The organism is Streptomyces sp. NPDC006487 (assembly GCF_042870555.1).
Taxonomy (GTDB): domain Bacteria; phylum Actinomycetota; class Actinomycetes; order Streptomycetales; family Streptomycetaceae; genus Streptomyces.
Window position 1 is genome coordinate 331521 of the sequence record NZ_JBIAHN010000008.1, and the last position, 24124, is coordinate 355644.

Here is a 24124-nt window from a genome sequence, read left to right on the forward strand (position 1 = left end):
GTCCCTCGGTCCGTCAGTGGGCGGTGCCATCGGTGGATGTCGGAGCCTTGTACGTCCGCTCCTTGACGTCCAGCTCGACCTTGACCGGGCCGGACTTCTCGAAGCGCAGTTCGATGGTGACCTTGTCACCGACCTTGGGGGTGCTCTTGAGCCCCATGAACATGACGTGACTGCCGCCGCGCGCCAGCTTCAGCTCGCCGTTCGCGGGCACGTCCATGGACTGCACCTGCTGCATCTTCTGATCCTTGGTCTCGTGGATCTGCAGATCGTCGGAGAGCGGGCTCGTGGCGCCGGTCAGCTTGTCGGCCGTCTTGGAGTCGTTCTTGATGACCATGAACGCGCCGGCCATCTCGTCGTTCACGGGCTGCGGCATGTAGCCGCCGCTGACCGTCAGCTTCGGCGCGCCACCGGAGGCGGATCCGGAGTCCTCGCCGTCCGAGGAGCAGCCGGATATGGCGAGCGCGGCCGTCAGGGAGAGGGCGACGGCGAGGGCGCGGGTGATGCGGGTGCGGGTGGTGCGGGTGTTCACGGGTTCTCTCCCTTGACGACCTTCGGCAGGTCCTTGGTGTAGTCATCGACGGTGGTGCTCTCGCCGTAGAGGAGGTATCCCTCGTCGGTCTTGGGCGAGAAGGCGATGACCTGGGCGCCGTGCATGGAGACGACGTTGCCGGCGGCGTCCGTCTTGGCGGCCTCGATGCCGATGCCGAGGGTGCGTGCCGCGGCCTGGATGGTGGCGAAGTCCCCGGTCAGCCCGGTGAATGCCGGGTCCTGGGCCTTGAGCCACGCGCCGAGGGATTCGGGGGTGTCCCGTTCCGGGTCGGTGGTGATGAAGACGACCTGGAGCTTGTCCTGGTCGGCCTTGGGAAGGGCCTTCTTGGCGACGGCGATGTTGCTCATCGTCAGGGGGCACACGTCGGGGCAGCGGGTGTAGCCGAAGTAGATGAGCGTCGGCTTGCCCTTGGTCTGCTCGCGCAGGTTCCACGGCTTGCCGGTGGTGTCCGTGAGGACGACGTCCGGCTTGTCGAAGGGGCGGTCGAGCACGGTGGCGGCGCCGGCTTTCGCCTGGCTCTCGCTGATCTGGGTGACCTGGCCGTTCTTGGCCGGTTCGTCACCGCAGGCGGTGAGGGTGAGGGCGGCCGCCGCCACGAGGGCGGCGAGCGTCACACGTGTGGTGCGCATGGGAAAGTCCCTGGGATCGGGGGTGGTACGGGTGGATCCGCGAGCCCGGCCGGCCCGGATGACCGGCCGGCTGCGCGGGATCGTCAGGTCAGGAGGTCAGGAGGTGCGGCGGCGCGAGGCGACGCCGAAGGCCACGCCGCCGAGTCCGATGACGATGCCGGCGATGCCGAGGGCTCGCGCGGTGGTGTCGGAGCCGCTCTTGGCGGCGGCCGTGTCGTGGCCGTCCTTGTGGTCGGCGGCGCCGTTCTTGTCGCCGTCCGCCTTCGGGGTGGCGCCGTGGTGGTCGCCGCCGGCCGGGGCGGCGGTCAGCTTCAGGACGGGTGCCGGGTTCTGCGGCTCCGCGGCGCCTTCCTTGGGCTCTTCGATCCAGCGGACGATCTCGCCGTTGTCGTAGGTCTGGATCGCCTTGAAGACCATCTGGTCGGCGTTCTCGGGCAGCTTGCCGACGGAGACCGGGAACTGCTGGAACTTGCCGCTCTCGATCTTGCCACCGGACCAGGTCACCTTGGTGACGACCTCGTTGACCTGCTTTCCGTGCACAGTGAGCGGCTTGTCGAGCTTGGTCTTCTCGACGCTGGACGTCCAGCCGGGGATGTCCTGAGGCATGACGGACGTGAGCGGCTGGTCGACCGGGAAGTTGACCTCGAGCTGCGTCGTCGCAGCGTTGTCGCGCTCGTTGGGGACCTTGAAGTTGAGCGTCGCGTAGCCACCCTTGGCGGCCTCACCGACGGGCTGCACCCCGACGTGGGCGAAGGCGGTGCCGGAGAGAAGGAGGACGGAACCGGCGGCGAGGGCGGCGGCGAAGGAGACGCGAGAGGTCTTCATGGCAGAAACACTCCACGGAAGCTGTGGTGACGGTGGCTCCGCGCGCGGCGCGCACGGAGTTCGCGGCACCGGTGCTCCCGTCGTGAGTCCCGGGGAGGAGAGGTGCCGCTTCAGGCTGCGAGGGCGAATGCCGTGGGCGGCCCGCGCCTGATCACCGTGTGCTGGAGTGCGTCCCGGCCCGTGGAGGGCCCGGAGCCGGTCCCGGCGTCCGCCGCCCGCGGAGTGCGGACGGGCCGGTCCGGAAGGCCCGCGCCGAGCGCCCGTACGTAGGCCAGCGCGGCACGCAGCGGGCGCACCGGTGCGGCCGCCGCGGAGAGCCTGGACAGTTCGAGGAGGCGGAACAGCGCGGCGTCGCCGCGCCCGAGCAGCCAGCCGGCGGCGAGTGCGGCCAGCAGGTGCCCGATCAGCATGGCCGGGCTGAACAGCCCGACCAGTCCGGTGGTCGGCTCTACGAGGCCCTGCCCCATGTGGGCGTGGGCCAGGTGCCCCTGAGCTTCGGCCTGCGCGGCCACGGCGTCCGGGTCCAGCCCGGCGCTCTCCAGGATCCGCCGGGCGTCCGCCGGGTGGATCGGGACGGAGTTGCCGCCGCAGACCAGTTGGGCGGCCAGTGCCGCGAGCGAGGTCTCCGAGGAGGTGCCGCCGCCCGCCGAGGCGTTGTGCTGGCCGAGGCCGAACACCGTGTGCAGGGCGAGCTGTCCGCCCGCCAGCGCGGCGGCGATGCCCGGCAGCGAGCGGCGGCGTCCCGCGAGCGGGGCCGCCACCGCGAACACGGCGAGGAAGCCGGCGCAGAGGGACCACCAGGGCACCGTCGCGCAGGAGGCCAGCGCGTGCCCGGCCGCGGACAGCACGACACAGACCGCGGTGAACACCGCGGCCCGGATCAGCCTGAGGCCGGGTCCGGCCTGCGTCGCGTGGGGGGCAGTCATGGCCGGGCCATCATCGCACTGGCCTTAGGCGCCGCATACGGCAGGTGCGACAGCAGGTTGGCATTCCCGCGCACGGATGCCCGGTGTGCGTCGGTGCACGCGCACCCGGGTGCTCCCCCGGGTGCTCCCACCCGAAGAGTCCACGAGCGCTCCGCGAGCCCTACCCGAGCACTCCTCCGGGTCTCCCCCACCCGCACCGCATACACCGCCGCCCGGGAGCGCCGCATCGGCCGAACGAGGGCTCTGTCGGCCTTCGGGGGCTTAGCCCCGGCCCTTGGCGGCAATAGGTAACCGTATGAGCATCTGGTGGTCTCTCCACTTGAGGCGCGAAGCAGCGAGTGTGCCCCTCGCGAGGCGACTGCTGCTGGGGACGATGGAGACCGCGGGGGTGGACCCGGACATCTCCTTCGACCTGTCGGTGGCGCTGAGCGAGGCGTGCGCGAACGCGGTGGAGCACGGTGGACGCGAACCGGTCCCGCGGTGCGGGTACACGGACGACGCGTCGTATCCGGACGACGCGGCCTCGGGCGGCGGATCCCCGGACGGGACCGGGGCGTACCACGTCACGGCCTATCTGGACGGGGACCGCTGCCGCATCGAGGTGAGCGACTCGGGCCCGGGGTTCCCGCCCGCGACGGTGGCCCGCCGCAGACCGTCCCTGGCCGAACACGGCCGGGGACTGCACCTGATCGAGGAGCTCGCCGACCACGTCCGCTTCCGCAACCGGCCCGGCCGGGGCGCCGTGGTCAGCTTCGACAAGATGCTGAAGTGGCGGGACGACTCACTGCTGAAGGTGTCGTAGACGCGCCGATGGGCGGAACCCCTGGAGGGTCCCGCCCATCGGCGCGTACGAGCGGTGGCGTCAGCCCTTGAGGCGCGCCATCCACGCCTCGACCTCGTCGGAGGTGCGGGGCAGCCCGGCCGACATGTTCCGGTTGCCGTCCTCGGTGACGAGGATGTCGTCCTCGATCCGGACACCGATGCCGCGGTACTCCTCGGGCACGGTCAGGTCGTCGGCCTGGAAGTACAGACCGGGCTCGACCGTCAGGCACATGCCCGGCTCCAGCGTGCCGTCGACGTACGCCTCGGTGCGCGCGGCGGCGCAGTCGTGGACGTCCATGCCGAGCATGTGGCCGGTGCCGTGCAGGGTCCAGCGGCGCTGCAGGCCGAGCTCCAGGACGCGCTCGACCGGGCCTTCGAGCAGGCCCCACTCGACGAGCTTCTCGGCGAGCACGTGCTGGGAGGCGTCGTGGAAGTCGCGGAACTTCGCGCCCGGCTTGACGGCGGCGATGCCGGCTTCCTGGGACGCGTAGACCGCGTCGTAGATCTTGCGCTGGATGTCGGTGTACGTGCCGTTGATCGGCAGCGTGCGCGTGACGTCGGCGGTGTAGAGGGAGTGGGTCTCCACACCGGCGTCGAGCAGCAGCAGGTCGCCGGAGCGGACGTCGCCGTCGTTGCGGACCCAGTGCAGGGTGCAGGCGTGCGGGCCGGCGGCGCAGATGGAGCCGTAGCCGACGTCGTTGCCCTCGACGCGGGCGCGCAGGAAGAACGTGCCCTCGATGTAGCGCTCGGAGGTGGCCTCGGCCTTGTCGAGCACCTTCACGACGTCCTCGAAGCCGCGGACGGTGGAGTCGACGGCCTTCTGCAGCTCGCCGATCTCGAACGCGTCCTTCACGGCGCGGGCCTCGGAGAGATAGACGCGCAGCTCCTCGTCGCGCTCCTTGGTGACCTTGTCGGTCAGGGCGGCCTCGATGACGGAGTCGTGACCGCGGACGCTGCGGACCGGGCCCTCGGCCTCGGTCAGCTCCTCGGCGAGCTTGCGCACGTCCTTGGCCGGGATGCCCAGGAGCTGCTCGGCCTCCGTGAGGGAGTGGCGGCGGCCGACCCACAGCTCACCGTTGCCGGAGAGCCAGAACTCGCCGTTCTCGCGGTCGGAGCGGGGCAGCAGGTAGACGGTGGCGTGGTGGCCGGTCTCCCCCGCGGGCTCCATGACCAGGACGCCGTTCTCGGTCTGGTCGCCGGTGAGGTACGCGTACTCCGTCGAGGCGCGGAAGGGGTACTCGGTGTCGTTCGAGCGCGTCTTCAGCCGGCCGGCGGGGACGACGAGGCGCTCCCCGGGGAACCGCCGGGACAGGGCGGAGCGGCGGGCGGCGGTGTGCGCGGCTTGAGCGATCGGCTCCAGTCCGCGCAGCTCGGTGTCTGCCCAGCCCGTGCGCATGCTTGCGGCGAGCTCCTCGCTGACACCCGGGTACAGCCCGTTCTTGCGCTGCTTGTGCTTCTTCTTGGGCTGCTCTTCTTCCGGGGTCTCCGGGGTGAGCTCGTCAGCCACGTCTTCTCCTCAGTACGACGGACACGGACCGGGTACGGACCTCATCCATCGTATGTGCGAGCGGATGCCCCCCGGCGGGTCGTGTGACAAATCCGCCAAACCAGGTCACACACCCCGCCCTCGTCTCCTCGTCGTTCGAAGTCATTCGAACCGCGCCGTCATCCGAACCCGCCGTCATCCGAACCCGCCGTCATTCGAACCGTGCGGCGAGCAGCACGATGTCCTCGGAGGCGTCCGCCGGGGAAGCGGGGCCGTCCCCGTCGCCGTCCGGCAGCACCGTCCGCAGGATGTGGTCGCAGATCGCGGCCGGGTCCTCGCGGACGCTACGGGGGATCCCCGCGGCGGCGGCGTGCAGCCGCGCGTACGCCCGGTCCATCGGGTCCCCGGTGCGCCGGAGCAGCCCGTCCGTGTAGAGCAGCACCGTTTCTCCGGGCGCGGGCTCGATCTCCACGCTCGGAGCCTCCCAGCAGGACAGCATTCCGAGCGGCGCGGACAGGGTGGTCTCCACGTACTCGGTGCGCCGCTCGCCGATCAGCAGCGGCGGGGTGTGCCCGGCCCCGGCCAGGATGAGCTTGCGCCCCCGGCCGCCCGCCGGGCCGCCGGCGGGCTCGCAGTAGGCGAAGAGCGCGGTCGCCGAGCGCGCGGGCTCGGTCAGGCGCAGCAGCAGCTCCAGGTCGGAGAGGACGGCGACGGGGTCCTCTCCCTCCATGACGGCGTACGCCCGCAGGGAGGCGCGCAGCCGCCCCATCGCGGCGACGGCGCTCGGCCCCGAGCCGGTGACGGAGCCGACGGCCAGCCCGAGGGCGCCCTCCGGCAGCGGCAGCGCGTCGTACCAGTCGCCTCCGCCGTGCGGCCCGGTGTGGTGCCGGGCGGCGAGCTGGACCCCGGGGATCCGGGGGAGCCGGCTGGGCAGCAGTTCCTCGGCGACGGTGGCCAGGCCGGCGCGGGCACGCTCCACTTCCAGCATCCGGGCCAGGTGCTCGGCGGCGTGCCGGACGTACAGCCCGGCCAGGTCGCGCTGGCGGTCGCTGGGCTCGGCCTGTTCGTCGTAGAGCCAGACGGCCGCGCCGAGCCGGCCGGTGGCCTCGGCGGTCAGCGGCAGCGCGTAGCTGGCGGCGTAGCCGAGGCGGGCGGCGACCTCGCGGTGGCGGGGGTCGACGGGGGTGGCGTACCCGTCGCCGCCGGGGCCGGTGGCCGTGCCGGGCTCGGGCAGGAACTCCGAGCCGCCGTTGGCGTCGGGCAGGCCGTCGAGGATGCGGCCGTACGAGGTGGCGCTGCGCGGCACGGTCTCGATGTGGCCGAGGTCGGCGTGCCCGAGGCCGAGGCCGATCGTGGTGGTGGGGCCGAGTCCGTCGGAGGGCTCCAGGACGATCAGGCCGCGACGGGCGCCGACCAGCGCCGCGCCCGCCCGCAGGAACTCCTGCAGGGAGGCGGTGAGGTCACTGGCGCGGGCGAGCCGCTCGGTGAGCTCGTGGAGGGTGGTGAGGTCGGAGACCATGCCCGCGAGGCGGTCCTGAATGACCGAGCTCGCGGCGGGGACCTGCGCCGGTGTGTGAACCGCTCGCGGGCTCGTCGATGTGGACACGGCCGTGGGCGCCGGTGTGGGCGCCACAGTGTGCGGGGACGCTGTGACAGCTGGATCGATTCCAGCCACTTTCGGCAGATGCGGGGCGCTCATGGCGTCCGCCTTTCCAGCTGGTGCGATTCGCCATATAGCATCGCAAACCCCCAGATCATGCTGCGCCGCTATCAATGAATCCACATCTACACGCACACGAGGAGCGATGTCCAGCATTGCCCAGGTGGGAATCCTGGTGTCCGTGGGACGGCAACTCACTGTCCGGTCAGGGCTAGAACTTGGCCGGAAAAAGCGGGAAGCGGACGGTTTTTGCGGTCGACTGGGCGAGTCAGTCGGCCGGTCCGGGTACGTAATCCGTTGCACCCGGGGAGAGTTGGCGCAGCCCGGTGCCCGCCGGGAACCGTCGGGCACGGCCCGTCGTCCCCATCGACGACAGCCGTTCCCCGCGCGGTCCCGGGTCGCGTACCGCCCCCGACGGACGTTTCATGGACCCGCAAGAAAACTGCACGAACCGTGTGAACCTGCTTCAGGCGGACAGTGACGCGAAACGTGTACGTGTGGTGAGACACCGCTTACATGGTGTGATGTGGCCCTCGGCGTTCAACGGAAAGGAACGAGCGCTCATGCGCGAGATCCTCGGAAGGCGTCTCCAGCGGCTCCGCAATCGCTTGCAATCCCTGCGCCCCGCCCCGCCGCAGGGTGATGTGCCGGGTCTCCTCGAAGCGGCGCTGACCTGCGCCGAAACCTGGAATTGGCCTGTGCTGCCGGGTGTGGGACGCTCCGGCGCCGACAGCTCCCGGTGTGCCTGCCCCGAGCCCGACTGCGTCGTACCGGGCGCGCACCCCTTCGATCCCGGGCTGCTCGCCGCCACCACCGACCCCCGGATGGTGTCCTGGTGGTGGGCCAACCGGGCGGGTGCCCCGATCCTGCTGGCCACCGGCGGCAGCGCGCCCTGCGCGGTGAGCCTGCCCGCAGCGGCGGCCGCGCGTGCCGTCGTACGACTGGACGCCGAGGGGATGCGGCTCGGGCCGATCGTGGCCACGCCCACGCGGTGGTCGCTGCTCGTGGCGCCGTACTCGCTGGAGCGGCTCGGCGAGATCCTCTACGCCAAGGACCACGTGCCCTCCTCGCTGCGGTTCCACGGCGAGGGCGGCTACTTGCTGCTCCCGCCCTCCGCCGCGATCGGCGGCGGCCAGGTGCGGTGGGAGCGCGAGCCCGCGGATGCCGGGGAGATCTGGCTGCCGGAGGTGGAGGCGGTCGTGGACGCGCTGGTGGAGGAGAGCAGCGGGGCCTCGGGCGGCGGGAGCCGGCTCGCGTACTGACGCCCGTGCACTGACGGATCACTCGTACGGGTGCCAGCGAGACGAGTTTCCAAGGGAATTGGGCGCGGGGATCTCCGTGCCCCATTCCCGCATCGCTATCTTCGGCGAATGAATCTCCGCCTGATCGGTATCGGCGCCGGTGTGTTGATCATCTTGTCGCTCCCGTTGGCGGGAGCGATCGCCGGGCCGGATTTCGCCGGTCAGAGCGACGGAAAGGGCGGCGGGCTGCTCTCCACCTTCGGCCTCGGTCACCCGCCCAAGGGCGACCGGGGGGCGCCGGACGCAGGCAACTCCCGCGACTCCGACACCTCAGGGGGCGCAGGGAACACCGAGGGCTCGGCCGATTCGGCCGGTTCGGGAACGAGTTCCGCCACCGGCGGGTCCCGTACGCCGGCCTCCGCCGCCGCGCCGGCCCGCCCGGGTCCGGCCGAGCAACCGCGTACGGACGCCCGCTGTGGACCCGAACTGTCCTCTCCGCAGGGGGTGGAGGCGCAGACGTGCGTCCTGTCGGGCGAGGGCCGGACGTGGGGGCGCAGCTACTACCGGAACACCAGCGGCCGCGCGCTCGACGCGGTGCTCACGGTGATGGGTCCGGCGGGGCGCACGGTGCAGATCCGCTGCGCGGTCGGCGCGGGCGACGAACCGGGGTTGTGTGAAACGCCGAGGGAGGAGTCGGCCGGCGCTCCCAAGGACTACTCGGCCGTATCGGAATTTGCAGTTCCGGATGATGAAGGAGCCCTGCTCTTGCGGTCCGGGAGCAACTCACCGGTACCGGGTGACGGTTGAGCGTCACCGGAAAATCAAGGGCCCGGTCGCTGGCGACGGGGGATGCACCAGCGACCGGGCTACAAGAACGGTAACAAGAGATCGCCTGTTCGCAAATTCGATCTCTGATATTCGGACACCGATTTGCAGGCGATTAGCGGGAGTTGTGACTCCGATCACCGGTGAGCAGCCGCCGGCGACCCTCCCGTGGACCCTCCCCGGGACCCCTCCCCCGGACCCTGGTGGCCGGCCCGCGAACGGGCCGGCCATCCGGTCAGCTGAGCGTGACCTGGCGGTTGGTGAGGCCGCCGCGGGCGCGACGCTCCTCCGTGGTCAGCGGCGCGTCCGTCGCGAGGGCCGCGGCGAGCCGCTCCGCGAGCTCGGCCGCGGGCTTCTCCACGTCCTCGGCCGAGACTCCGGTCGGCAGGTCCCAGACGGGGACCATCAGGCCGTGGGCGCGGAAGGAGCCGACCAGCTTGGTGCCCTCGCCGAGCGAGGACGTGCCCGCGGCGGACAGTCGCGCGAGCGCGTCGAGCAGCTTCTCCTCGGGGTGCGGCATGACCCAGCGCAGGTGGTTCTTGTCCGGGGTCTCGCACCAGTAGGCGGCATCCACGCCGGTCAGCTTGACGGTCGGGATGGCGGCCGCGTTGGCGCGCTCCAGGGAGGCGGCGATCTCCGGGGAGGCGCTCTGGGCGCTCTCCGCTTCCGGAATCCAGAATTCGAACCCGCTGTGGACAACCGGCTCGAAACCGCCGTCGACGGACAGGAGATCCTGAAGTCGCGGGCCCTCGGCCGGAACCCGGCGGGCCGCCACGACGGTGCCGGGCTCGGCGACGAGCGCGCGCTCCAGCGTGTCGGCCATGTCCCGGGCGAGGTCGCCGCTGGTCGAGTCGTTCTGCAGGCCGAGCAGGACGGAGCCGTCCTCGCGGCGCAGTGCCGGCGAGGCCAGCGGGAGTACGGTCACCAGCGTGACGGAGGGGACGCCCTCGGGCAGTCCGCCCTTGAGGGTGAGCGGCACGGTGGCGGCGGGGACGAGCTCGCGCAGCGCCACCCAGTCGCACTCGCCGGGCAGGCCCTCGAACGGGCGGGCCACGTGCTCGGTGACGGCGTGCGCGGCGGCCGCGCCGTGGCAGGCCTTGTAGCGGCGCCCGGATCCGCAGGGGCAGGGCTCGCGAGCGCCCACCACCGGGATCTCCCCGCTGTTGAGCTGCGGCTTTGCGGACTTCGCGGAGGGGCGCTTCTTGGCCATCGTGGGTGTCTCCCGGTTGCGGCGGTACGGCGTCGGTCTGGGCGCGAGCCTAGCCGTTCGTGCCGCCACAACCGGTGGGGTGCGGCCGGGAGCACGGTCGGCGTGCGCTCCCGGACGGCCGCCATCCGTCCACCCGCGGTCGAGGACCGGTCGGATCAGGGATCCAGATCGTCGAAGGCCGTACTGAAATCGATCGCAGGGGACGCAACGCGCGTAGCGAAATCCTCGTGCCGGGTCCCACAGGCAACGATCGCCCAGACGGTGACCTCACCCGCCGCTCCGTCCCGGACACCCCAGTCCTGGGCCAGGGCGCTGATGATGTTCAGCCCCCGCCCGCCCCGCGCGGTGACCGAGGGCTTGGCCGGGATGGGGCGGGTGGGCCCGCCGCCGTCCGTGACCTCGACCGTCAGCCGCCCCGCCTTGTCGACGCGCCACGACGCGCGAATCCCGCCGTCTTCCCTCTCCCGTGCGCCCAGCGGTCTGCCGTGCCGGCAGGCGTTGCTGAGCAGTTCGGAAAGGATCAGTACGGCGTCATCCACGATCGATTCGGACACTCCGCTGATGCGCAACTGCTCGCGCATCCGGTGCCTCGCCTCGCCCACGCCCGCAGGACCATGGGACACGTCCATGCACGACGACGTGGGCACTTCTTGTGCCACCATCAACGCCACCCCCGGAACCTCCTTAGCCCCACGCATGGTCTGGATGCCCCAATGGCCTGGACCGGAAACCGCCGGACCGGCGCCCTCTGACGCATTCAGGGCGACCGAACGCGGAGTGGATGCGCCGGTGCACACCCCGTAACGGATGTTTCGCCTGTGGCGCATGCGCGAAGCGGGACGTCAGCGTCCTAGCTGTGACAAAACTTGTCGCGGTCGGTTCGTGATGATCGCTTCCACACCCAGATCAGCGCAGAGCTGAACATCTTCCGGATCGTTCACTGTCCACACGTGAACGGAATGCCCGGCGGCTTGAAGTTTTCGGATGAAGCCCGGGTGGTTGCGCACGATCCGCATCCCGGGCCCCGCGATCTCCACCCCGGCCGGCAGCCGCCCGTCCCGCATCCGGGGCGAGATGAACTGCATCAGGTAGACGGTCGGGACCGTGGGCGCGGCCGCCCGCACCCGGTGCAGGGAGCGCGCGGAGAAGCTCATCACCCGGACCGGGTGCGGCCCCTCGGCGGGCGGGGCGTCCAGCGCGAAGCGCTTGAGGAGGAAGAGCAGGCGCTCCTCCACCTGTCCGGCCCAGCGGGTCGGGTGCTTCGTCTCGATCGCCAGCTGTACCGGCCGCCCGGCGTCCGCCACGAGCTCCAGCAGTCGCTCCAGGGTGAGTACGGAGGTCCGCTCGGGGTCCGCGTCCCAGTCGGGAGACTCCTCCCGGTCCTTCCACGAGCCGAAGTCGAGGGCGGCGAGGTCGGCCAGCTCCAGGGCGGAGACGGCGCCGCGGCCGTTGGAGGTGCGGTTGACCCGCCGGTCGTGGACCAGGACCAGATGGCCGTCGGCCGTGAGCCGGACATCGCATTCGAGGGCGTCGGCCCCGTCCTCGATGGCCTTGCGGTAGGCGGCCAGGGTGTGTTCGGGGGCATCCTCCGAGGCGCCGCGGTGGGCGACGACCTGGATGGGGCGCGGCATTGCGTGGGTCACCGGCTCATGGTGCCACCGGGAGGGGTCCGGATGTCGCAGAGAGCCCCGCGGGTGCTTCTGGGGATGCGTCCGAAATGTCGGAGATAAAGGATGGGGGAGACTCACAGGTCCGGCTTACAGTGCTCTGACGGGTCATGGGAAAGGCTTTGCCCAGGAACTTGTACGGCACGTCGAACGTTCAGCCGGACCGATATCGCCCGTATTTCTGAAGCCGTGTGTGACGAGGAGAGAGCGCTGTGAGCACCGAGAACGAGGGCACCGCGGCCCCGACGCCCCCCGCGGCCCCGCCCGTACCCCCGGTGGCCGCGCCCGTCGACGCCGCCCCGGTGGCGCCCGCCGCGCCGGCGCCCGCGGAGCCGGTGACGCAGCAGTTGCCGCCGACGCCCGCGCCCGGCACCGAGCCGGCCCAGCAGTTCCCCCACACCCCGGCCGCGCAGCCGCCTGCTCCGCAGCCCCCGGCGACCCGGCCCGCCGAGGCCGTCCAGCCGCCCGCCCCGGCTCCCGTGTACTCCGAGAGCCCGGTCCCGCCGGTCACCCCGGCCTACGCCGAGGCTCCCGCTGCCGCCCACGCCCCCGCCCCGCAGGCGATGGGTGCCGAGGGCTGGCCTCCCCCGCCGCCCGCGGCCCCGGCGTACGGGGCCGGTGACGGCCAGGGCGGTGGCGGCTGGGGCGTGCCCCTGGCCACGGACGGCGCACCGCAGCCCAAGCGGAAGGGCAAGGGCGGCATGATCGCCGGTGTCCTGGCTGCGGCGCTCCTCGCGGGCGGCGTCGGCGGCGGCGTCGGCTACTGGGCGGCCGACCGGAGTGCCAACGGCTCCGGCTCCACCACGGTCAGCGCCGGCAACACGCCCAAGGACCTGAAGCGTGATGCGGGCTCCGTCGCCGGCCTGGCCGCCGGCGCGCTGCCCAGCGTCGTCACCATCGAGGCCTCGGCCGGCGACGGCGAGGGCGGCACCGGCACCGGATTCGTCTACGACCAGCAGGGCCACATCCTCACGAACAACCACGTGGTCGCCTCCGCGGCGAACGGCGGAAAGCTCAGCGCGACCTTCTCCGACGGCAAGAAGTACGAGGCCGAGGTCGTCGGCCGGGCCCAGGGGTACGACGTCGCCGTCATCAAGCTGAAGAACCCCCCGTCCGGACTCAAGCCGCTGCCCCTCGGCGACTCGGACAAGGTCGCGGTCGGCGATTCGACCATCGCGATCGGCGCTCCGTTCGGCCTGTCCAACACGGTCACCACCGGCATCGTGAGCGCCAAGAACCGCCCGGTCGCCTCGGGTGACGCCTCCGGCGGCAAGAACTCGTACATGAGCGCCCTCCAGACGGACGCCTCGATCAACCCGGGCAACTCCGGCGGTCCGCTGCTCGACAGCCGCGGCGCGGTCATCGGCATCAACTCCGCGATCCAGTCGGCCGGCAACGGCGGCTTCGGCGGCGGCCAGGCCGGGTCCATCGGCCTCGGTTTCGCCATCCCGGTGAACCAGGCGAAGAACGTCGCCGAATCGCTGATCAAGACGGGCAAGCCGGTCTACCCGGTGATCTCGGTCTCCGTGGACCTCGCGGCCAAGACCGACGGCGCGAAGATCTCCGAGACGGGCGCCTCGGCCAACGAGCTGGTCGACCCCAACGGCCCGGCGGGCAAGGCGGGGCTGAAGCCCGGCGACATCATCACCGAGCTCGGCGGCAAGCCGATCGACAGCGGCCCGACCCTGATCAGCGAGATCTGGACGTACAAGCCGGGTGACACGGTGAAGCTGACCTACCTGCGCGGCGGCAAGCCGACCACGGTGGACATCACGCTCGGCTCGCGGGTCGGCGACAAGTAGCCGACGCCCCCCCCCGCGGGCGGCAGAAGCAACTGGCTTGATGGTGAGGGGCCGTAGGCGCGATTGTGCCTGCGGCCCCTCCCAACGTCCGCTTATGCTTCGACCGTGTTCGATTCGCGGCACATCCGGACGTTCCACGAGGTGGTCACCTCGGGGTCCTACTCGGCCGCCGCCCGGGTCCTCGGGTACACCCAGCCCGCGATCACCCAGCAGATGAAGGCGCTCGAACGCGCCGTCGGCACCCCGCTGTTCACCCGCGTGGGACGCCGCATGCAGCTCACCGAGGCCGGGGAGTCGATGGCCCGGCACGCCGAGGCCATCCTCGGCAGCCTCTCCGCCGCCGAAGCCCAGCTGAAGGCGTACGCCCGGCTGCGGACCGGCCGCGTCCGGCTGTGCGGCTTCCCCAGCGCCAACGTCACCCTGGTCCCGGAAGCCCTGAGCAGCCTGGCCAAGGAGCACCCCGGGATCCAGGTCGAGCTGCTGGAGGGAGAGCCCCCGGACTCCTTGCGCAGGCTGGAGCGGGGCGAGTGCGACATCACCCTGGCCTTCACCTATCCCGGCCTGCACGAGGAGGTCCCGGAGGAGGTAGCCGAGGTCAGGCTCATGGAGGACCAGCTGACGGTGCTGCTGCCGACCGGGCACCCGCTGGCCCGGCGGCGGGCCGTGCACCTCGCGGACCTCTCCGAGGAGCGGTGGATCGCCGGCTGCCCGCGCTGCCGGGCGAACCTGCTGCACGAATGCGCGGGGCTCGGCTTCGTGCCCGACATCCGCTTCGCCACCGACGACAACCTGGTGGTCCAGAGCCTGGTCGCTCAGGGCCTGGGCGTGGCCATGATGCCCGCCCTGGTGCTGCCCTCGCTCTCGCTGAGCAAGGTGTGCGGGCGGGCCCTGCTGCCGGCTGCACGCCGGCACATCGCCGCGCACGTGTACCGCGACCATCTGCGGGTCCCGGCGACGGCGGTGGTGCTGGAGGCGCTGAGGCAGGCGGCCTCGAACCGCGTCGGCTGCTGAACCGGCCCGCCGGAGGGTCCGGTTTCGTCCTCAACCCATAAGCCCGGCTTGGGATTTAAGCTCACAACTGTCGTTGGACGTGATGAGTGGGCTCCTCGACGCTCCCCTTATGACCACCACCACGCCGGCCCGCACGACCACGAGGACGGCCGCCCTCGTCAGTGAGATCCGCACGGTCGTGGACCGGGGGCTGGCCCCCGACCTGACCGCCTACCTGGTCGGCGAACGCCTCGCCCCGCACCTGGGGAAGCCCGGTCTGCTCACCGCCGAGCAGTGCGAGGGCCACCCCGACCGCTACCGGCAGCACGTCCTGCACGCGGAGCCGGACGGCAGCTTCTCCGTGGTGGCCCTGGTGTGGCTGCCGGGCCAGGAGACCGCCGTCCACGACCACGTCTCGTGGTGCGTGGCCGGCGTGCACGAGGGTGAGGAGAGCGAGCTTCGCTACCGCCTCGCCCCCGCCACGGCCACCACCGGCGCCCGGCTGGTGCCGACCGAGCACGTGGTCAACGGACCCGGTGAAGTCTGCGGGTTCGCCCCGCCCGGCGACATCCACAAGGTCCGCAACTCCTGTCGCACGAAGGCGATATCCCTGCACGTCTACGGCGCCGACGTCGTACGCCTGGGCAGCAGTGTCCGCCGCGTCTACACGCTCCCGACCGACTGATGGCCATCCTGCACCGCCCCGTACGCGGGGCGGGATCACCGGTTCCGGTCGGTGTTTCACGTGAAACATCCTCATCGTGGCCCGGGTTGGGCCTCGCGGCGGCCGGAGTCCTGGTGGCCTGGTCGGTGCACCGGCTGGCGCCCTGGGCGCCGATGCTGACGGTGTCCGTGGTGCTCGGCATCGCCGCGGCTCACCTCCCCCGTCTACGGGGCTTCGTACGGGGCCCCGCGCGCCCGGGCCTCTCCCTGGCCGGGCGCCGACTGATGCGGATCGGCATCGTCCTGCTGGGCCTGGCGCTGGGGCTGGACGAGGTGCTCCGGCTGGGCTGGGCCACCGTGGCGATGGTGGCCGCGGTGGTGGCGGCGACCTTCCTCGGCACCCTCTGGCTCGGCCGCCGGCTCGGACTCCCCGGTGACCAACCGCTGTTGATCGCCACCGGGTACTCGATCTGCGGAGCCTCGGCCATCGGGGCCGTCAGCCAGGTCTCGGGCAGCGACGAGGAGGACGTGGCCTCCTCGGTGGCTCTGGTCACCCTGTGCGGCACCCTCGCCATCGCCGTCCTCCCCCTCCTCCAGTCCCCGCTCGGACTCTCCGACCCGGACTTCGGCCGCTGGGTGGGCGCGAGCGTCCACGACGTCGGCCAGGTGGTGGCGACCGCGCAGACGGCCGGCCCCGGCGCCCTCGGCGAAGCCGTGCTGGTCAAGCTGATGCGCGTGGCGATGCTGGCACCGCTGGTCGCGGCGGTGGCCTTCTCGGTACGGGCCCGCAGGCGGGGAGCGCGCACGCCCTCGGGCCGCCGGCCGGCTCCGGTGCCGCTGTTCGTGGCCGGGTTCCTCGCGGCGGCCGCGCTGCGCGCCACCGGGATACTGCCCGACGTAGCGCTGGAAGGGGCGCACACCGCCCAGGAACTGCTGCTGGCCGCGGCTCTGTTCGGCCTGGGCAGCGCGGTCCACCTGCCCACCCTGTCCCGTACCGGCGGCCGTGCGGCCCTCCTGGGCCTCGCGGCCTGGGTGGTGGTGGCCGGAGCCTCGTACGCGGGTGTTCTCCTCACCACCTAACCGGAGTTGGCCATTTCCTGGCCGGAACCGACCGAACGTTCCGACTGGTGCCTGACATCTCGTTCTCGGCGTGCCACTCTGCCCCCGATCCGCACCGACAACTCTTCATCCGGGCACGGCAGAAGGAGTCATGCGTGAATCGCCATCGGACAGCCATATCGGTCTTGCTCGCGACAGGGGCCCTGCTCGCAGGTGCGTTGACGGCGGCCTCCCCCTCGGCCGCCGCGCAGCGCCCCGCCCCCGCTTCCGGGTCCTGGTCGGCCGAGCAGATGCGGGCCGCGACCCCGCTGGACATCACGGCCGCCCCGGGCATCGCCGCCCCGGGCGCGACCACCCGTACGGTGCCCACCACCGCGGAGCGCCCCACGACGATCGCCCCGACCCCGGCCGGCGCCTCCCCCGCGGCCTTCCCCCAGCCGGGCGGGGCCTGGACGTCCGGTGGCGCGGTGGTCAAAACCTCGGGCCGGGTCTTCTTCACCTTCAACGGGAAGAGTGCCTCCTGCTCGGGCGACTCGATCACCAGCGCCAACGGCAGCACGGTGATCACCGCCGGCCACTGCGTGAAGTACCAGGGCGCCTGGCACACCAACTGGATCTTCGTCCCGGGGTACGAGAACGGGAACGCGCCCTACGGGCAGTGGACGGCCACCAAGACCTTCGCGACCGACCAGTGGGTGGCGAGCGAGGACATGAACATGGACGTCGGCCTGGCGGTCGTCGCTCCGCTGAACGGGCGGACGCTCAGCCAGACCGTCGGAGCCCAGGGCATCGTCTTCAACGGCGGCTACAACAAGAAGATGTACGCCTTCGGCTTCCCGGCGGCGGCCCCGTACGACGGCACCAAGCTCGTCTACTGCAGCGGCAACACCGGCAAGGACTTCCTGCTGACCAAGGACCACAGCCTGCCCTGCAACATGACGGGCGGCTCCAGCGGCGGTCCCTGGTTCCAGGACTTCAACGAGGCGACCGGCCTGGGCACCCAGGTCTCGGTGAACAGCTTCGGCTACACCTTCCTGCCGAACCGCATGTTCGGCCCGTACTTCGGCAACGAGGCGAAGGCGGCCTACGACAAGGCCCAGACCGCCTGACCCCCACGAATCCCCAGCGCCACCCACCCCCACCGCCCGGTACTCTGTACCCGCCAGGTGGGTTGCCCGAGCGGCCTAAGGGAACGGTCTTGAAAACCGTCGTGGCGCGAGTCACCGTGGGTTCAAATCCCACACCCACCGCACCAGGGAGGGCCTAGGCCCGGCCCGAAGGGGTGTCACCGATCAGGTGGCACCCCTTCTGCGTTCGCCCCGGCTCACGCAGGCGTGGGTCGCAAGGCCTCTCGTAGCCCTGCCCGCGCGGTCAGTAGTCCTTGAGGGTGATGGAGTTCGCGGCCTTCTGGATCGGCTCCATGACCTTGGCCATCATCCGCTCCTTGCCCGGCAGACGGCCCATGAGGGAGAGGAGGGTCAGCTGGATCGAGATCTGTCGCTTGGTCCGCATGACCATGTGCTTGATGTTCGAGGGGCCGAGCTTCTGGTTCTCCTCCGCGAAGCCGCGCATCTCGCGTTCGTAGGCCGCGAAGCCGGTCGTGTGGTCGCCGCCGGCCGCTGCGAGCTCGCCCGCCAGGACGTAGGCACCGACCAGGGCCAGGCTCGTGCCCTGGCCGGAGGCGGGCGAGGCGCAGTACGCGGAGTCGCCGACCAGGGCGGTGCGGCCCTTGGACCAGCGGTGCAGGTGGGCCTGGCTGAGGGAGTCGAAGTAGAAGTCCGGGGCCTCCTCCAGTGCCGCGAGGAGCCGGGGCACCTCCCAGGCCTCGCCCGCGTAGGCCCCCGCCAGCAGCTTCTTCTGCTGGGAGACGTCGTGGCGGTCGTACTCCAGCGGCTCCGAGGCGAAGAGGAACATCGCCTTCGCGCCCGTGTCCTTGGCAGTGCTGTACGTCAGCGCCGTGCGCAGGGGGGGACGTAGGTCAGCTCCCAGCGGTCGAGGTCGAGGTGGTTGGGGACGCTGTAGATCGAGACGTAGTAGCCCAGGTCCCGGATGAAGCGCTCCTCGGGGCCGAAGACCAGCGCCCGGGTGTTGGAGTGCAGCCCGTCGGCGCCGACGACCAGGTCGAAGACGCGGCGCGCGCCGCTGTCGAACGCCACCTCGATGCCGTCCGCGGTCTCCGTGGCGGAGGCGATGGAGTCGCCGAAGAGGTACTCGACGCCGTCGGCTCCGTCGACGCCGAGGTCGTAGAGGATCCGATTGAGGTCACCGCGCAGGATCTCCGCGTCGTGGCCCGTGCGGCCGCCGAAGGTGTCGCCGTCCATGGTCGCCATCCGCTTGCCCGCCGCATTGACGATGGAGCCCCCCTGGACGTCGGTCCGCTGGGCGCGGACCGCGTCGAGGACCCCGGCGCGGGAGACCACGTCGAGCGCGGCGCCCCGGACGTCGATCTTGTAGCCGCCCTCGCGGAGGGCGGGCGCGCGCTCGACCACGGTCGGCCGGAAGCCGTGGTGGCGCAGCCAGTAGGCCAGGGCGGTGCCCGCGATGCCGGCACCCGATATCAGTACGTTTCGGTTCTGCATGGAAACCTGGTCCCCCGACCATGAGAAGAAGATCAGCCGCGCTGTCGGTGGAGCATGCTGGGCGGGCTGAATGGATGTCAACATCCGTCAGGAACTGGGGAGATGGAGACCTTCCGGCGGAGTTCCGGCTCGACGGCGCATGAGGATCCAAGGGCAGGAATTGTGCGATTAGCCCCTTTGAGTGGTGTTTGTCGGAAGATCGGCGCGGGGCGTGGAGGCGTTCCGGTTGCGCCCGCATCATGACGAATGTATTCAGATCCGCCCGTCGGAACATCGCGAATAGAGGGAACCGTCATGGCTCACCGCAGCACCATCACGTCGATCTGGACCACCTTCCTCGTGGCCCTCGTGGCCCTCCTCACCTCCCTCGGCTTCGGCGGCAAGGCCGCCCAGGCCGTCACCACTCCGCTCTCCTCCTCCCCCGCCGCCGCTCCCGCGGCCGTGGCGGCGAACCGGCCGGCCTTCATGGCCCGGCGGACCTGGAGGGCGATGATGCGCGGTGGTTCGCTCCCGCCCACCATCAAGCAGCGCATCCGGGCCGAGGCCCACGGCAAGACCCCGTCCGTCCGCCGCTCCACCACCGCCCTGGCCGCCGGCTCCGGAGCCGATTCCGAGTCCGGCGTGGACGACGGCGTCCGTGGTGCGGCGATCGCCGCAGCGGTCCGTGTCGGAGCCGCTCGCCGGGAGATGGCGCTCGCCGCGTAGCACGCGTGGCACGCCTGGCACGCCTGGCATGGAGTGCTCGTACGGCGGAGACAGGGGAACCCCGTCACGTGCGGTGTGGGACCCAGGACCCGATACGCGCAGGTTCATCGGATTCATCAGGTTCGTCGAGTGCGTCGAGTGCATCGGGTGCGTGAGGTCCGTCAGGTCCTCCGGAAGCCGGTACGCGCAGATGCGCAGGACCCAGTGGTACGCATGTGCAGAGGCGTGACGCATAGGCAGGACGCAGCGGCACGCAGAAGTAGGGCAGCAGAAGCAGGAGCGGAAGCAGAAGCAGAAGCAGGAGCGGAAGCGGAACCAGAAGCAGTAACAGGCGCTGGAGCCCGGTCGGTCGGTGTGAGTAGGCCGCGACCGCGGATCGCGCCGTGACGGTGCCCCGGAGCGGGGCACGGCGGGAAGGCCCCGGCGAGCGCCGGGGGCGTGCAGGGGGCGTGAAGCTTGGCAGCGCAGGGCCGCAAGCCCGGGAGACGGTGGGGTTCCCGGACGGCGCGGCCCTTTTCGGCATGTCCGGGGGCAGCCGGTTTGGCGGAACGGTTCAGCCCTTGCCCGGCAGGGGTTTCGGCGGGCCTCAGGGTGCTGACCTGGGGCGCCGGGGGCGCGAATGGGGTTTATCTGATGTTGGTCATGCTTGCGGGGGAATAGAGGACTCCGGGGTGGTTCGCCGGGGATTCGGTGGGCAACTCTGGTCTCGCGACGTCGTCACCACACGGAACGACCGAGGCGGTCGGCCAACTGCCTTGGAGTACACCCCACTTCGGTTTTCTGGAGGATAAAGACATGGCAAGCATCCGTACCGCCCGCGTCATCGCCGCCGTCGCCGCTCTCCCCCTCGCCGTCGCCCTCTTCGGCGGGGTGGCATCGGCCGACAACGGCTCCTTCGCGAACGACGGATCGAATGCGAGCGTCGCCAGCATCATCGGCAGCGGCGTGGGTGGCAACAACCACGGCAACTCCTCCACCTCACAGCAGGTGGCCACCGGATCCGGCGCGTCCAACCAGAACAACACCGCGCAGGTCAACGGCTCGGCTTTCACCGCGATCGAACAGCACAACTCCAACGTCGCCGTGAACTTCCACCCCTGGTGGTAGTCGCGGCCTGAGCCGCACCGACTGTTGAGGGCGCCTGCGCGACCGGACCGGCTGGGGTCCGGTAGTGCGGGCGCCCTCGGGCGTTTTCCGCGCCCCGTCACAGTGCCCCGGCCTTGACATCCACCTGGAATCTGACGGACAGTCAGCTCCACTTGATGATGTGATGCCGGGAGGCCAGCGCCGTGCACCTCGCCCCGACCGAAGGCCAGTTGCGGCTCCGCTCCGAGCTGCGGGAGTACTTCGGAAACCTGCTGCCGGACGGGGTTCCCGAGGACCCCGCCGAGCAGCGCGCACTACTGCGCCGGATAGGCGCCGACGGACTCCTCGGCCTCGGCTGGCCCGTCGAGTACGGAGGCCAGGGCCGCGGCCCGGACGAGCAGTTCGTGTTCTTCGACGAGGCCTACCGGGCCGGTGCCCCCGTCTCGATGGTCACCCTCAACACCGTCGGCCCGACCCTGATGAAGTACGGGACGCAGGAGCAGAAGGACTACTTCCTGCCCCGGATCCTCAAGGGCGAACTCGTCTTCGCCATCGGTTACTCCGAGCCCGAGGCCGGCACCGACCTCGCCTCCCTGCGCACCAGGGCCGTCCGGGACGACGAGGGCTGGCTGATCGACGGCCAGAAGATCTTCACCTCCAACGCCCAGAACGCCGACTGGATCTGGCTCGCCTGCCGCACCGACCCGGAGGCGCCCAAGCACAAGGGCATCTCCATCATCCTGGTGCCCACCGAGGCCCCCGGCTTCGCCTGGACCCCGATCGACACCGTCGGCGGGCTGACCACGACCGCCACGTACTACGACTCCATCCGCGTGCCCGCCGGGAACCTCGTCGGCCCCGAACACGGCGGCTGGGGCCTGATCACCAACCAGCTCAACCACGAACGCGTCGCCCTCGCCGCCATAGGGATGCAGGCCGAGGACTTCTACCGGGGCGCGCTCGACCACGCCCGCACCCCCGACCCGGTCACCGGGGAGCGCCCCGCCGACCGTCCCTGGATCCAGTCCCGGCTCGCCGAGGCCCACGCGCGCCTCGCCGCCGTACGCCTCCTCAACTGGCGCCTCGTCCAGGACGTCGGCGCCGGCACCCTGGCCCCGGGCGATGCGAGCGGCGTGAAGTTCCTGGGCACCGAGTCCACCGTCGAGGTGTACCGGATCTGCCAGGAGGTGGTGGGGGAGGAGGCGCTCGTGCGGGGATCCGGCCCCACGGTCTTCGCGGGCGGCGAGCTGGAGCGGATGAACAGGGCCGCCCAGATCAACACCTTCGGGGGCGGCGTCAGCGAGGTCCAACGGGAGATCGTCGCCATGATGCGGCTCGGTATGAAGGGAAGGAAGCGATGACCGCCACTGAAGCATCGGAAGCGGAGTCAGAAGCGGAGTCGGAAGCGGCGCGCTTCCACACCCTGCTCACGTCCTTCGAAGGGCAGCCCGCCGCCACCGCCGGCCAGGGCAAGGACGCGGTCAACGAGCCGATGATCCGCCACTGGTGCGAGGCGATGGGCGATGCCAACCCCGCCTACACCGGGCCCGGCGCCATCGCCCCGCCCACCATGCTCCAGGCATGGACACTGGGCGGCCTCTCCGGACACGCCGACCGCTCCTCGGCCTACGACGAGCTCCTCGCGCTGCTCGACGGCGCGGGCTGCACCTCCGTCGTCGCCACCGACTGCGAGCAGGAGTACCTGAAGCCGCTGCGCCCCGGCGACGCGATCACCTTCGACGCCGTCATCGAGACGGTGTCCCCGCGCAAGACGACCAAGCTGGGCACCGGCCACTTCGTCACCACCCGCATGGACGTCCGCGCGAACGGCGCACTCGCCGGGACCCACCGGTTCCGGATCCTCAAGTACGCCCCGGCGGCGAAGAAGCCCACGGAGCCGCCGAAGCCCGCCAAGCCCGCCCAGCGCCCCCGCCCCGTGATCAACCGCGACAACCGGGGCTTCTGGGACGGTGTCCGCGAGCACAAGCTTCTGATCCAGCGCTGCACCGCCTGCGCGACGCTCCGCTTCCCCTGGCTCCCCGGCTGCAATACCTGCGGGAGCGCGGACTGGGACACGGTCGAGGCGTCCGGCGCCGGCACGGTGTTCTCGTACGTGGTCATGCACCACCCGCCCTTCCCCGCCTTCGACCCGCCCTACGCGGTGGCTCTCGTCGAACTCGCTGAAGGGGTCCGCATGGTCAGCAACATCACCGGCGTCCCCTACGACAAGGTCCGCATCGGGCTGCCCGTACGACTGGAGTTCCTGCGCGTGGACGAGGAACTGGAATTGCCCGTCTTCCGGGGGAGCGAAGCCTGATGGACTTCCACCCCACCGAGGAGCAGGCCGCCGCGGCCGGACTCGCCGCCCAGATCTTCGCGGACCTCGCCACCCACGACCGCCTCGGCGCCGCCGGCACCGGCAGCGACGCCGAGCTGTGGAAGGCGCTCACCACCGCCGGGCTGACCGCCGCCGTCGAGGACGTCGGCCTGCTCGGCCTGGTGCTCCTGCTCGAGGAACAGGGCCGCACGACCGCGCAGGTCCCGTACGCCGCCACGTGCGTGTACGGGATCCTCGCCCTGACCCGGCACGGCACCGAAGAGCAGCGTGCCCGGCTGCTCCCCGCGCTCGGCTCCGGCGACGCGGTCGCCACCGGAGCCTTCCCGGACCGGGGACGGATCACCGCCACGCCGGACGGCCGGCTCACCGGACGCGCCCCCGCCGTGCCCTGGCTGCGCGAGGCCACGCACGTCCTGGTCCCGGACCGGGCGGGAGCTCTGTGGCTCGTACGGACGGACGCGCCCGGCGTGCGTACGGAGCCGGTGGAGACCACCGCGCCCTGGTCGGCCGGAAGCCTGACGCTGACCGCCGCCGAGGCGGAACGGGTCGGCGGGGACGACGCCTACGCGGACGTACTGGCCGTGGCCCGGACCGCCTTCGCCGGCCTCCAGGCGGGAGTCTGCGCGGGCTCGCTGGCCCGCGCCGTGGAGTACACCTCCACCCGGGAGCAGTTCGGCCGGCCGCTCTCCACCAACCAGGGGGTCATGCTGCGCGCGGCCGACGCCTACATGGACACCGAGGCCATACGGGTCACCGCGTACGAGGCGGCCTGGCGCGTGGACGAGGGCTTCCCGGCGGGCGAGCACGCGCTGACGGCCGCCTGGTGGGCCTCGGAAGCGGGCAAACGGGTCGTCCACGCGGGCCAGCACCTGCACGGCGGCATGGGCGCCGACCTCGACCACCCCGTCCACCGGCACTTCCTGTGGGGACGCCAGCTCGACGCGTACCTGGGCTGCGGCAGCGAACTGCTGGCCGAGCTCGGCGCGGTCCTGTCCGAAGACACGCCCGAGGGGGACGCGGCATGAACACCGGAGGCATGAACACCGGAGGCATGAACACCG

General features: G+C 71.4%; 24 protein-coding genes and 1 tRNA gene. 14 read left to right on the forward strand and 11 right to left on the reverse strand.

Annotation, left to right across the window (positions count from 1 at the left end):
- Nucleotides 1-13 precede the first annotated feature (13 nt).
- The 4 genes from ACFYM0_RS16515 to ACFYM0_RS16530 form a co-directional block, all read right to left on the reverse strand.
- Nucleotides 14-529 (reverse strand): copper chaperone PCu(A)C, encoded by a 516-nt coding sequence (locus ACFYM0_RS16515; protein WP_388501595.1) that lies wholly within the window; start codon nucleotides 527-529, stop codon nucleotides 14-16.
- Nucleotides 526-1179, reverse strand: a complete 654-nt coding sequence (locus ACFYM0_RS16520) for an SCO family protein (RefSeq protein ID WP_388501598.1) — start codon at nucleotides 1177-1179, stop codon at nucleotides 526-528. The genes ACFYM0_RS16515 and ACFYM0_RS16520 overlap by 4 nt, the downstream gene beginning before the upstream one ends.
- Nucleotides 1180-1275: 96 nt before the next feature.
- Nucleotides 1276-2004: a YcnI family protein gene (locus ACFYM0_RS16525; protein ID WP_388501601.1), complete on the reverse strand. Its 729-nt coding sequence runs from the start codon at nucleotides 2002-2004 to the stop codon at nucleotides 1276-1278.
- Between the two features lie 110 nt (nucleotides 2005-2114).
- Complete coding sequence (locus tag ACFYM0_RS16530) at nucleotides 2115-2930, reverse strand: hypothetical protein (protein WP_388501603.1); 816 nt, start codon at nucleotides 2928-2930, stop codon at nucleotides 2115-2117.
- A 295-nt stretch (nucleotides 2931-3225) separates the two neighbouring features.
- On the opposite strand from ACFYM0_RS16530, the gene ACFYM0_RS16535 reads away from it, so the two are divergent.
- Nucleotides 3226-3732, forward strand: a complete 507-nt coding sequence (locus tag ACFYM0_RS16535) for an ATP-binding protein (protein ID WP_388501606.1) — start codon at nucleotides 3226-3228, stop codon at nucleotides 3730-3732.
- A gap of 60 nt (nucleotides 3733-3792) precedes the next feature.
- Here ACFYM0_RS16535 and ACFYM0_RS16540 read toward each other — a convergent pair whose 3' ends face one another.
- Nucleotides 3793-5259, reverse strand: coding sequence for an aminopeptidase P family protein (locus ACFYM0_RS16540; protein ID WP_388501609.1), 1467 nt, complete (start codon nucleotides 5257-5259; stop codon nucleotides 3793-3795).
- 190 nt (nucleotides 5260-5449) lie between these two features.
- Nucleotides 5450-7054, reverse strand: coding sequence for a PP2C family protein-serine/threonine phosphatase (locus tag ACFYM0_RS16545; RefSeq protein ID WP_388501612.1), 1605 nt, complete (start codon nucleotides 7052-7054; stop codon nucleotides 5450-5452).
- 407 nt (nucleotides 7055-7461) lie between these two features.
- Between ACFYM0_RS16545 and ACFYM0_RS16550 the strand changes: the two genes are divergently transcribed.
- Together ACFYM0_RS16550 and ACFYM0_RS16555 are read left to right on the forward strand one after the other, a co-directional pair.
- A complete protein-coding gene (locus ACFYM0_RS16550; RefSeq protein ID WP_388501614.1) occupies nucleotides 7462-8160 on the forward strand; it encodes a bifunctional DNA primase/polymerase in 699 nt (232 codons plus the stop codon).
- A 108-nt stretch (nucleotides 8161-8268) separates the two neighbouring features.
- A complete protein-coding gene (locus ACFYM0_RS16555; protein ID WP_388501616.1) occupies nucleotides 8269-8946 on the forward strand; it encodes a hypothetical protein in 678 nt (225 codons plus the stop codon).
- Nucleotides 8947-9199: 253 nt separating this feature from the next.
- Here ACFYM0_RS16555 and ACFYM0_RS16560 read toward each other — a convergent pair whose 3' ends face one another.
- The 3 genes from ACFYM0_RS16560 to ACFYM0_RS16570 form a co-directional block, all read right to left on the reverse strand.
- Nucleotides 9200-10174 carry a DUF5926 family protein gene (locus tag ACFYM0_RS16560; protein WP_388501617.1) on the reverse strand — a complete coding sequence of 325 codons (975 nt, stop codon included), beginning with the start codon at nucleotides 10172-10174 and terminating at the stop codon, nucleotides 9200-9202.
- A gap of 155 nt (nucleotides 10175-10329) precedes the next feature.
- Nucleotides 10330-10836 carry an ATP-binding protein gene (locus ACFYM0_RS16565; RefSeq protein ID WP_388501754.1) on the reverse strand — a complete coding sequence of 169 codons (507 nt, stop codon included), beginning with the start codon at nucleotides 10834-10836 and terminating at the stop codon, nucleotides 10330-10332.
- A gap of 180 nt (nucleotides 10837-11016) precedes the next feature.
- Complete coding sequence (locus ACFYM0_RS16570) at nucleotides 11017-11805, reverse strand: glycerophosphodiester phosphodiesterase (RefSeq protein ID WP_327257567.1); 789 nt, start codon at nucleotides 11803-11805, stop codon at nucleotides 11017-11019.
- A gap of 248 nt (nucleotides 11806-12053) precedes the next feature.
- Here ACFYM0_RS16570 and ACFYM0_RS16575 point away from each other — a divergent pair, with 248 nt between their 5' ends.
- From ACFYM0_RS16575 to ACFYM0_RS16600, 6 genes are all read left to right on the forward strand, one after another.
- On the forward strand, nucleotides 12054-13643 hold the full coding sequence (locus tag ACFYM0_RS16575; RefSeq protein WP_388501618.1) for a S1C family serine protease: 1590 nt from the start codon (nucleotides 12054-12056) through the stop codon (nucleotides 13641-13643).
- Between the two features lie 105 nt (nucleotides 13644-13748).
- A complete protein-coding gene (locus ACFYM0_RS16580; protein WP_388501621.1) occupies nucleotides 13749-14654 on the forward strand; it encodes a LysR substrate-binding domain-containing protein in 906 nt (301 codons plus the stop codon).
- Nucleotides 14655-14763: 109 nt separating this feature from the next.
- Nucleotides 14764-15318, forward strand: coding sequence for a cysteine dioxygenase (locus tag ACFYM0_RS16585; RefSeq protein ID WP_388501623.1), 555 nt, complete (start codon nucleotides 14764-14766; stop codon nucleotides 15316-15318).
- Nucleotides 15318-16376: a YeiH family protein gene (locus tag ACFYM0_RS16590; protein WP_388501625.1), complete on the forward strand. Its 1059-nt coding sequence runs from the start codon at nucleotides 15318-15320 to the stop codon at nucleotides 16374-16376. The genes ACFYM0_RS16585 and ACFYM0_RS16590 overlap by 1 nt, the downstream gene beginning before the upstream one ends.
- Before the next feature lie 134 nt (nucleotides 16377-16510).
- Entirely contained in the window at nucleotides 16511-17464 is a 954-nt protein-coding gene (locus ACFYM0_RS16595) for a peptidase (protein ID WP_388501627.1), read from the forward strand.
- A 56-nt stretch (nucleotides 17465-17520) separates the two neighbouring features.
- Nucleotides 17521-17605, forward strand: a tRNA-Ser gene (locus ACFYM0_RS16600).
- A 121-nt stretch (nucleotides 17606-17726) separates the two neighbouring features.
- Here the strand turns inward: ACFYM0_RS16600 and ACFYM0_RS16605 are convergent.
- Both ACFYM0_RS16605 and ACFYM0_RS16610 read right to left on the reverse strand, forming a co-directional pair.
- Entirely contained in the window at nucleotides 17727-18269 is a 543-nt protein-coding gene (locus ACFYM0_RS16605) for an FAD-dependent monooxygenase (RefSeq protein ID WP_388501628.1), read from the reverse strand.
- A 35-nt stretch (nucleotides 18270-18304) separates the two neighbouring features.
- Nucleotides 18305-18934, reverse strand: coding sequence for an FAD-dependent monooxygenase (locus ACFYM0_RS16610; RefSeq protein WP_388501629.1), 630 nt, complete (start codon nucleotides 18932-18934; stop codon nucleotides 18305-18307).
- 294 nt (nucleotides 18935-19228) lie between these two features.
- Between ACFYM0_RS16610 and ACFYM0_RS16615 the strand changes: the two genes are divergently transcribed.
- From ACFYM0_RS16615 to ACFYM0_RS16635, 5 genes are all read left to right on the forward strand, one after another.
- Complete coding sequence (locus tag ACFYM0_RS16615) at nucleotides 19229-19639, forward strand: DUF6344 domain-containing protein (protein WP_388501632.1); 411 nt, start codon at nucleotides 19229-19231, stop codon at nucleotides 19637-19639.
- Nucleotides 19640-20434: 795 nt separating this feature from the next.
- On the forward strand, nucleotides 20435-20746 hold the full coding sequence (locus ACFYM0_RS16620; RefSeq protein WP_388501634.1) for a hypothetical protein: 312 nt from the start codon (nucleotides 20435-20437) through the stop codon (nucleotides 20744-20746).
- A 182-nt stretch (nucleotides 20747-20928) separates the two neighbouring features.
- Nucleotides 20929-22086: an acyl-CoA dehydrogenase family protein gene (locus ACFYM0_RS16625; protein WP_388501637.1), complete on the forward strand. Its 1158-nt coding sequence runs from the start codon at nucleotides 20929-20931 to the stop codon at nucleotides 22084-22086.
- Nucleotides 22083-23042: a bifunctional MaoC family dehydratase N-terminal/OB-fold nucleic acid binding domain-containing protein gene (locus tag ACFYM0_RS16630; RefSeq protein ID WP_388501639.1), complete on the forward strand. Its 960-nt coding sequence runs from the start codon at nucleotides 22083-22085 to the stop codon at nucleotides 23040-23042. The genes ACFYM0_RS16625 and ACFYM0_RS16630 overlap by 4 nt, the downstream gene beginning before the upstream one ends.
- On the forward strand, nucleotides 23042-24088 hold the full coding sequence (locus ACFYM0_RS16635; protein WP_388501641.1) for an acyl-CoA dehydrogenase family protein: 1047 nt from the start codon (nucleotides 23042-23044) through the stop codon (nucleotides 24086-24088). The genes ACFYM0_RS16630 and ACFYM0_RS16635 overlap by 1 nt, the downstream gene beginning before the upstream one ends.
- The last annotated feature ends 36 nt before the right edge of the window (nucleotides 24089-24124 follow it).